At 44.2% G+C, this 8,228-nt stretch carries 10 protein-coding genes; 7 read left to right on the top strand and 3 right to left on the bottom strand.

The annotated features are described in order from the left end of the window. The 4 genes from AACQ17_RS03055 to AACQ17_RS03070 all read left to right on the top strand — a co-directional run. On the top strand, positions 1-363 hold a 363-nt coding region (locus AACQ17_RS03055), incomplete at its 5' end, for a PspA/IM30 family protein (RefSeq protein ID WP_170935143.1). 15 nt (positions 364-378) lie between these two features. Beyond that, on the top strand, positions 379-612 hold the full coding sequence (gene pspB, locus AACQ17_RS03060; protein WP_026027627.1) for an envelope stress response membrane protein PspB: 234 nt from the start codon (positions 379-381) through the stop codon (positions 610-612). Next, the gene (gene pspC / locus AACQ17_RS03065) at positions 605-994 is read left to right on the top strand and encodes an envelope stress response membrane protein PspC (RefSeq protein WP_094147492.1); all 390 of its coding nucleotides are present in this window, start codon (positions 605-607) and stop codon (positions 992-994) included. The genes pspB and pspC overlap by 8 nt, the downstream gene beginning before the upstream one ends. A 54-nt stretch (positions 995-1,048) precedes the next feature. After that, the gene (locus tag AACQ17_RS03070; protein ID WP_013857035.1) at positions 1,049-1,639 is read left to right on the top strand and encodes a DNA-3-methyladenine glycosylase I; all 591 of its coding nucleotides are present in this window, start codon (positions 1,049-1,051) and stop codon (positions 1,637-1,639) included. A gap of 68 nt (positions 1,640-1,707) precedes the next feature. On the opposite strand, the gene AACQ17_RS03075 is transcribed toward AACQ17_RS03070, so the two are convergent. After that, the gene (locus AACQ17_RS03075; protein ID WP_094147491.1) at positions 1,708-2,904 is read right to left on the bottom strand and encodes a cystathionine beta-lyase; all 1,197 of its coding nucleotides are present in this window, start codon (positions 2,902-2,904) and stop codon (positions 1,708-1,710) included. Positions 2,905-2,984: 80 nt separating this feature from the next. Then, positions 2,985-4,439: a cardiolipin synthase gene (gene cls, locus AACQ17_RS03080; protein ID WP_094124929.1), complete on the bottom strand. Its 1,455-nt coding sequence runs from the start codon at positions 4,437-4,439 to the stop codon at positions 2,985-2,987. A 336-nt stretch (positions 4,440-4,775) separates the two neighbouring features. On the opposite strand from cls, the gene AACQ17_RS03085 reads away from it, so the two are divergent. The 3 genes from AACQ17_RS03085 (at position 4,776) to AACQ17_RS03095 (ending at position 7,882) form a co-directional block, all read left to right on the top strand. Further along, positions 4,776-6,119, top strand: a complete 1,344-nt coding sequence (locus AACQ17_RS03085; protein WP_013857032.1) for a sodium-dependent transporter — start codon at positions 4,776-4,778, stop codon at positions 6,117-6,119. Between the two features lie 123 nt (positions 6,120-6,242). Next, the gene (locus AACQ17_RS03090) at positions 6,243-6,938 is read left to right on the top strand and encodes a TIGR01621 family pseudouridine synthase (protein ID WP_069211978.1); all 696 of its coding nucleotides are present in this window, start codon (positions 6,243-6,245) and stop codon (positions 6,936-6,938) included. Positions 6,939-6,949: 11 nt separating this feature from the next. After that, positions 6,950-7,882, top strand: coding sequence for a class I SAM-dependent methyltransferase (locus AACQ17_RS03095; RefSeq protein WP_026029089.1), 933 nt, complete (start codon positions 6,950-6,952; stop codon positions 7,880-7,882). 75 nt (positions 7,883-7,957) lie between these two features. On the opposite strand, the gene AACQ17_RS03100 is transcribed toward AACQ17_RS03095, so the two are convergent. Further along, positions 7,958-8,228 (bottom strand): EAL domain-containing protein (locus AACQ17_RS03100; RefSeq protein ID WP_141195333.1); only part of this gene is annotated, 271 nt, incomplete at its 5' end.

Here is an 8,228-nt window from a genome sequence, read left to right on the forward strand (position 1 = left end):
GGCTTGCACACTGAACAAACCTTGGTAGAAGAAACTATCGATAAATTGACTGGGGAAATCGGTAAGTTAGAGGCCAAAATTGCCGAAACACGGGTGAAGCAACAAGCTTTGGCACTTCGTAGCCAAACTGCGCATAACCGTCGTGATGTGCAACGTCATTTGCATACTAGCCGTACTGATGAAGCGATGGCGAAGTTTGAGCAGTACTCGCGTAAAGTCGATGAACTTGAAGCTGAAGCCGATCTCTACGCTATGTCCGGTAACGCTAAGTCACTCGACCAAGAATTTGCTGAACTTCAAGCGCAAGATGAAATTGAACAAGAGCTAGCAAAACTGAAACAGCAAATGGACAAAAACCAATAACGAGGAGTGGCATATATGTCATCATTTTTTATCGCAGGTCCACTGATTGTCTTTTTGATTTTTGTTGCACCGATATGGCTTTTTCTGCATTACAGAGGTAAACGACATAGCAGCAACTCATTGTCACAAGAGGATTTAGAGCGGATCAAAGCGTTATCTGAAAAAGCGGAAAAACTGCAAAGCCGTGTTGAAACCCTTGAACGCATCTTAGATGCTGAATCACCGACTTGGAGGCAAAATCATGGCTAGCCGAGAACTCTATAAAGATCCGGTCAATGGCAAAATAGCTGGCGTATGCGCTGGGCTTGCTAATTATCTTGGGTTAGAAGTTTGGTTGGTGCGTATATTGGTCATCTCGGCTGCACTACTCGGTGGTGGTTTTTTAGTGCTTTTAGCTTATATGGCTTTGATGCTGATGTTAGAAAAGCAGCCTACTCAGTATGTTGAAACGCTAAAAGCCCAACGCGAACATACATTGAAGAATAAGCCTTGGGAGCAAGGACAAACCGCCGAAGCTTTGCTGGCGACATTGGATCAAGATTTAACTCGAGTGGATCAGAAAATCCGTGAAATGGAGGCTTATGTCACCTCTGAAGCATTTAAAGTCAATCGTGAGTTTAATCAGCTTTAAAAAGCAAAGCTAGGCACGTAGATTTGCAGTGTCATTGTTCAACTGACACCGCAAATGAAGGTAAGGGTAAGGAAACAAAAAATGAAGCATCATACAGAAATGACTTGTGCATGGGCGATGAATCACCCTTTAGAGCGCGATTATCACGATAATGAGTGGGGCATTCCCGTTTACGATGATGTCAAGTTGTTCGAATTTTTGACGTTAGAAGGTGCGCAAGCTGGGCTGAGCTGGATTACGATTTTGAAAAAGCGCGAAGGTTACCGCTTAGCCTTTGACGGTTATGATCTTGAAAAACTGGCTCAGTACGACGAAACGCGGGCACCTTACATTATCGAGCATTTCGATGTGGTGAAGCACAAAGGCAAAATTGCCTCTGTCTATTCCAATGCACGAGCGGCTTTATTGTTGCAGCAAGAGTATGGCTCTTTATCCAAAGCATTGTGGCAGTTTGTGGATGGTCAACCAGTGCTCAATCATTGGCAGCAGATGAGTGATATCCCTACATCGACGCCCACGTCTAAGGCGATGAGCCAATTTCTAAAGAAAAAAGGCTTCAAGTTTATTGGCGAAACGATTTGTTATGCTTTTATGCAGGCGGTGGGTATGGTGAACGATCATTTGGCTGATTGCCCCAAGCGTTAATTTTTCAGGGTAACCTAATATGCAAAAGACCGCTGAAGATTCAGCGGCCTTTTGTTCTTCCGCTCATATTATGCACGCAGAGCAAGCTGTGCACTGTAGCGTTCTAATCCCGCTTTTAGATCAGCGATCAGATCGTCTACATCTTCAAGACCAATATGTACTCGAATCAGTGTACCTGCAAAGTGCGGGTGTGCGACGGTTCTTAAATTATCAAAGCTTTTGGGTTCATTAGCTAAAATCAGGCTTTCAAACCCACCCCATGAAAAGCCCATACTAAAATGTTGCATGCCATCGAGCAAAGCCGTCGTAGCTTTTGTATCACTGCTCTTTAATACAAATGAAAACAGCCCGTTACCACCAGTGAAATCACGCTGATAAAACTCATGTCCAGGACAAGTCTCTAACGCAGGATGGCGAACGTGATCCACTTCAGGTTGTTCTGCTAACCAGTGCGCAATGGCTAAGCTATTTTGAGCATGTTGACGTAAGCGAACATCTAACGTTCTCAGCCCTCGTAGCCCTAAATAAGCGTCATCAGGTGAGACACATTGTCCCATCAAATAGCTTTGCTCTCGCAATTGATCCCAGCATTTTTCATTGGCAATCGCTGTTCCTAACATCACGTCTGAGTGGCCAACAATGTATTTTGTCGCCGCTTGGATCGAAATATCAACACCATGTTCAAAAGGTGAAAAGTTCACGCCCGCCGCCCAAGTGTTATCCAGCATGACAATGATGTCATGTTCATGTGCAACCTGCGCTAAGGTTGGGATATCTTGCACTTCCATCGTGATCGAACCGGGTGATTCAGTGAACAACACTTTGGTATTGGGTTGGATCAAAGCACGGATTCCTTCACCTATGGTCGGTGGGTAGTAGGTCGTTTCTATGCCCATTTTTTTCATGATTTTTTCACAAAAATCACGAGTAGGTTCATAGCAAGTGTCGACCATCAGAATATGGTCACCCGTTTGCACAAAGGAAAGAATACTATTGGCAATGGCGGCCGCACCGCAAGGGAAAAGCGCGCAACCGACACCACCTTCAATTTCCACCATTGCTTCTTGGAACGCAAAGTGCGTATGAGTACCACGGCGTCCATAAAAAAGTGTTTTATTAGCCCGATTGACAGTCGCATGATTTTTTTCAGCCACACTATCAAATACAACGGTAGAGGCGCGCTGAATAGGTGGGTTGACAACGCCATTGGTCCACTTTTTACTACGACCCGCATTGACCAACTGTGTTTTTTTACCTTCTGACATCCGAAATCCTTGTCTGGGAGAGAGTTCGTTATTTAAAACATGGAGTTGCCTAGCTTGGCAACCCCAGTCAGATAAAAAGTTTATAGCAGAGGGTTAAACAGATAGAACAATCGTTCAAAAAACCTATGATACAGTGGGCGTTGCTCCCATATTGGTAGCTCAACCAAGTGAGATTGTTCTATATAGTGTTGCTGTAGCCAGTTCATTTCCTGAGTGAAGGATTGGTCTTCAATCGCGAGCGTGACTTCAAAATTGAGCCATAAGCTGCGCATATCGATATTCACTGTACCGACAAGACAGAACTGGTTATCGATCACGACGGATTTAGTGTGCAGCAAGCCACCGTAGAATTCGTATATTTTCACACCGGCTTCGAGCAACTCACCATAAAAGGCGCGAGAGGCCCATTTGACCATCAATGAGTCATTTTTATGTGGAATAATGATCTCAACATTGATACCGCGCTGAGCGGTCATTTTTAGCGTTGCTAATAGGTCTGCACTAGGCACAAAGTAAGGGGTAGTGATCCTAACGGATTGGTTTGACTGATTAATCGCCAGTGTTAACACTTGGGAGATTAAGTTTTCTGGCATACCAGGGCCTGAAGGGACAACCTGTACAGGATGATGGGGCTGATCCGGACCAATTGTGCATTCTGGTTGTGCTGGTAACATACGTGTTCCCGTTTCCACCTCCCAATCCCAGCAATGTACTGCGGACAGCACATTGACCGCAGGCCCAGTAATACGAACCATAATATCGACCCATTGACCCACACCGGAGTTTTGCTTGAAATAGGCCGGGTCAACCAAATTCATCGAGCCTGTGTAGGCAATTTTATCGTCGATAACAATGATTTTACGATGTTGGCGTAGGTCTAAGCGGCGTAAGAACATCCGCCACGGGCTCACTTCTAACGCTTGGACGACTTCAACTCCTGCGTCTTTCATCATGGTATACCAATGACTTTTGAAGAAGCGGGGGCTCCCTGCGGAATCAAGCAGCAGCTTAACGTGTACACCTCGTTTGGCCGCTTGGATCAGAGCCGACGCAACCGAATCCGCCAATCCACCTGGGTGCCAAATATAAAAGACCATTTGAATGCTGGTGTGAGCTTGTTCAATGTCGGCAATAATGGAATGCAGAATTTCGTTAGGGGAGGTTTGCAGTGATAACGTATTACCACTTAAGGCCGGAATCCCCATACGGTGGTTACACAGTTCATCAATTTTATAAATTTGAGCACCCATTCCCTCAGGGGCATGAGCTTGGCAATCGTTAAGCCGTCTAAACCAATCACCAAATGGAGCAAACATTTCCTTGGCACGCTCTGCACGCTTGCGCCCTAAATTTAGCTCACCAAAAAGAAAGTAGCAGATCACTCCCACAATCGGAATGATATAAATCACCATCAGCCAAGCCAGAGAAACACTCACCGCTCGGCGTTTCAACACAACGCGTAGCGTGACTGCGGCGACCAAAAACCAATAGAGTGCGATGCCTGCTAAAGTAAGAACGTGGTAAACCTTGTCCATGCCATTAATCTTGTCGATAGAATAAGTCACGATAGTAAAGGGAAAGGGAAAAGTAAGGAAGTTTATCGCGTGAATAATATGAAAATAGTAACAGATGAATCGTGTTACTAAAGTGATCATGGCAGTTTAAAAAAATGATCTGAGGATAAAAAAGCAACAATTGAACTATAAAACTACGGTCTAATCCATAATTTATATCGTTCGGACTTCCAATTTTAATCTCAAACTGTTTTACTTGCCACCATCTCAGTGCGACTAAAAATTATAACTTGTGTAATTAAAAGTTTACACTCACTTTTAGCACTGCCTAACAAACACAACATTGGTAAATAGTTTATGGCAAGTAGTTCAAGAGGTCATTTCTCATCGAGACTTGGTTTTATTATGGCGGCTGCAGGTTCTGCGGTTGGCCTAGGGAATGTGTGGGGTTTTCCGACCAAAGCGGCAAGTAATGGTGGCGCGGCATTTTTAGTGATTTATTTGGCGATGGTATTCTTGCTGGCGTTTCCAATGCTGGTTGCGGAATTGACGATCGGGCGACATGGACAATCTAACCCCATCGCTTCTTTAAGAAGTATCTGGACCAAAAATCGTGCGGCGGCGGCACTGTTTGGCATTATCGCGATGATTGCCTCATCGATGATCCTCAGTTTTTACTCCATTCTTGCCGGATGGCTTATGGGTTTTGCGGCATCCCCTATATTAGGCCTGTTGGGTTTACAGACGGCGGCCGATTGGTTAGTGAATTTTAGCGGCTTACGCAATGTTTTACTGGCTCTCGCATTTTCTTTGCTCACTATTTATGTTGTGCGAAAAGGTGTCGCGGACGGCATTGAAAAATGGTCTACCCGTTTGATGCCAGTGCTTTTTATTCTATTCGGCGCCATGATTGCTTATATCTTTACCCAAGATGGGGCAATGGAAGGATTGAAGATGTATTTGATCCCTGATATTGCGCACATCACTCCCAGTTTATTAGTAGACGCAATGGGGCAAGCTTTCTTCTCTCTCTCTTTAGGCGTTGGAGCGATGATCGTTTATGGCTCATATCTTAAGAAAGATGTTAATTTGCCAAAAACAGCGGCGCAAGTCGCGGCGATTGATACGGGAGTGGCGTTTGCAGCTGGCCTTTTGATTCTCCCAGCAATGTTTGTGGCTAAAAATCATGGTGTCGAAATTTTTGATGATGCAGGCAACTTGATGAGTTCGGGCGATTTAGTCTTCACCGTGCTGCCTGCGATGTTTGATAATATGGGCAGTGCAGGGGTGTTGCTCGGTTTTGGTTTCTTTATTTTGATGGTTATCGCAGCGCTAACTTCTTCAATTTCTATGCTAGAAGTACCAGTATCTTGCGCGCAAGATGAACTAAAAATGACTCGTAGCCAAGCAACATGGATGATCGGTGGAGCCATTGCGCTGCTGAGCATCATCATTTCCCTTAACTTTGGGGCGTTATTTAACCTAGTGGCTAACGTCTCGACCGTCTATATGCAACCTTTATTAGGTGTGGTTTGGGCTATTGTGGTGGGTTGGGTTTGGCATCGTAATAAATTGCTTGATGAGATCAAACAAGGTAACCCAGACATTGCACAAAGCCTATTCTGGAAAATTTGGCCATGGTACGTGCGTTTTGTTTGCCCCGTGGCGATTTTAATGGTCTTTGCTTATTCATTAATTTAGCGCATTCCTAAGGCTCTCATCCGAGAGCCTTTTTATCATCCTACGGCCTTGAACCTTGCATTTATTGGTATCTGTGTTGTTTAACGCTATACTCAGCCGCCTATTCTGCAGTTAGTGATTCACATGTTTGATATTCTTTATACTCACAACGATTTTCTCATCATCAACAAGCATCCCAATGTTTCTGTACACAAAGATGACGGGGATACGATGCTTCTGCAAGAAGTGGGTAAGGTTTCAGGTGATGGCCAGCTCTACTTAGTTCATCGGTTGGATAAAATGACGTCCGGCATTTTATTGCTTGCCCGCCACCAAGCTGCGGCCAGTGAGTTGTCTAAAAACTTTGCAGCAAGGGAAGTCGAGAAATTCTATCTTGCCATTGGCAGTAAAAAGCCTAAAAAGAAACAGGGCTTGATAAGCGGTGATATGGAACGCTCTCGACGTTCGTCATGGAAGTTAGTAGTGACACAAAATAACCCTGCAGTAACGCAGTTTTTTTCCTGTTCTGCTGAGCCGGGTGAACGTCTCTTTTTATGTAAACCTTTTACCGGAAAAACCCACCAAATTAGGGTTGCTTTGAAATCACTCGGCTCTGCGATTGTCGGTGACCCGATTTATCATTCTCATGATGATTCTGATAGAGGCTATCTACACGCTTTTGCGTTACGTTTTTGCTATCAGGATCTGTGGTATCAATTTATCTGCGACCCACGCAATCAAGTAGCGATGGGGCAGAAATGGAACTCAGACATTGTTAGCCAAGGGATTGAATCTTGGTTAACACCTTGGAATCTAGTTTGGCCGAAAGTAAACAAATGACAGAACAAACAATGCAACGCTCAGCGCTTTCTCACTTTTTTACCCATATTGAGCAGCAGCTCTCCTGCAATACAGGTGAAATTCGCCGCTTATTTCATGGCCGAGGTCGTCAGTGGCCAGGTCTAGAACAGCTCACCTGTGACTGGTTGCAAGGGCAGTTAGTCGTCAACTTATTTAAAAATGTCGAAGAAGATTTTCTCGCGGAGTTAAAAGCGGGTTTGTCGCACCTAACAACCAGTCCGTTATGGCTAGAAAAGCAAGGTAGTTGTGTCTTACTTCAGCATCGATATGCCGATGGCGCGCCTTCAGAAACAGTATGGGGAGCGTTAGAGCCTTTCCCTGTGGTGGTCGAAAATGGCTTAAAGTACCAATTGAGCATTGGGCGTAACCAGAATTTTGGGCTGTTTTTGGATATGCGCTACGGCCGTGAGTGGGTTTCATCTCACGCTAAACATAAAAATATACTGAATCTATTTGCCTATACTTGCGGTTTTTCAGTAGCAGCTATTGCTGGTGGTGCTGACCAAGTTGTGAATGTCGATATGGCCAAAGCATCACTGGCTAAAGGCCGTGAAAACCATCAATTAAATGGCCACAATCTCAATTCAGTGAAGTTTCTTGGACATGATATTTTCAAGTCTTGGGGAAAAATCAAAAAATCAGGGCCATATGATTTGATTATTATTGATCCTCCTTCGTTTCAAAAAGGCAGCTTTGCGCTGACTAAAGATTATCAACGTATCTTACGCCGTTTACCTGAGCTGTTAGAACAAGGCGGCGAAGTGCTTGCATGCGTTAATTCACCAGCCGTAACCTGCGACTTTTTAATCGAAGGGATGAAGGTGGAAGCGCCATCACTTACTTTTCAAGCTCGCCTAGAAAACCCACCAGAGTTTGAAGATATTGATCCGCAAGCCAGCCTGAAAGCACTGATTTTCTCCTAAGTAGAATGGAGACTAGGTAAGATCACGCCATAATAAAGTTGGTTATGGTGTGATTTCTCCCGACTTCAGGAATTATTAATTTCCCAAAATATGTTCAATCGGTGAGGGTTTAGAATAGATGAATCCTTGGATAAGATACACAGCACGAGTAGCAAGATAATCAACTTGGTCTCCGCGTTCAACGCCTTCAGCAATAATTTCAATATTAGCTTCTTGTGCTGAGAGAATAATGGAATTGAGTACCTTTATTTTTAAGTCGTCAGTTCCAATCGTATCAATAAACATTTTGTCTATTTTAATACAAGAAATACCAAGATTTTGTATATATGAGTAACCACCGTAGCCT

Source organism: Vibrio sp. V10_P2A27P122, from assembly GCF_963874335.1.
GTDB lineage: Bacteria > Pseudomonadota > Gammaproteobacteria > Enterobacterales > Vibrionaceae > Vibrio > Vibrio anguillarum.

Coding starts and splice junctions, on each gene's coding strand:
- AACQ17_RS03095 (WP_026029089.1), top strand. CDS start 6,950: ATGCAACGCTCAGCGCTTTCTCACTTTTTTACCCATATTGAGCAGCAG.
- AACQ17_RS03090 (WP_069211978.1), top strand. CDS start 6,243: ATGTTTGATATTCTTTATACTCACAACGATTTTCTCATCATCAACAAG.
- cls (WP_094124929.1), bottom strand. CDS start 4,439: ATGGACAAGGTTTACCACGTTCTTACTTTAGCAGGCATCGCACTCTAT.
- pspC (WP_094147492.1), top strand. CDS start 605: ATGGCTAGCCGAGAACTCTATAAAGATCCGGTCAATGGCAAAATAGCT.
- AACQ17_RS03075 (WP_094147491.1), bottom strand. CDS start 2,904: ATGTCAGAAGGTAAAAAAACACAGTTGGTCAATGCGGGTCGTAGTAAA.
- pspB (WP_026027627.1), top strand. CDS start 379: ATGTCATCATTTTTTATCGCAGGTCCACTGATTGTCTTTTTGATTTTT.
- AACQ17_RS03070 (WP_013857035.1), top strand. CDS start 1,049: ATGAAGGTAAGGGTAAGGAAACAAAAAATGAAGCATCATACAGAAATG.
- AACQ17_RS03085 (WP_013857032.1), top strand. CDS start 4,776: ATGGCAAGTAGTTCAAGAGGTCATTTCTCATCGAGACTTGGTTTTATT.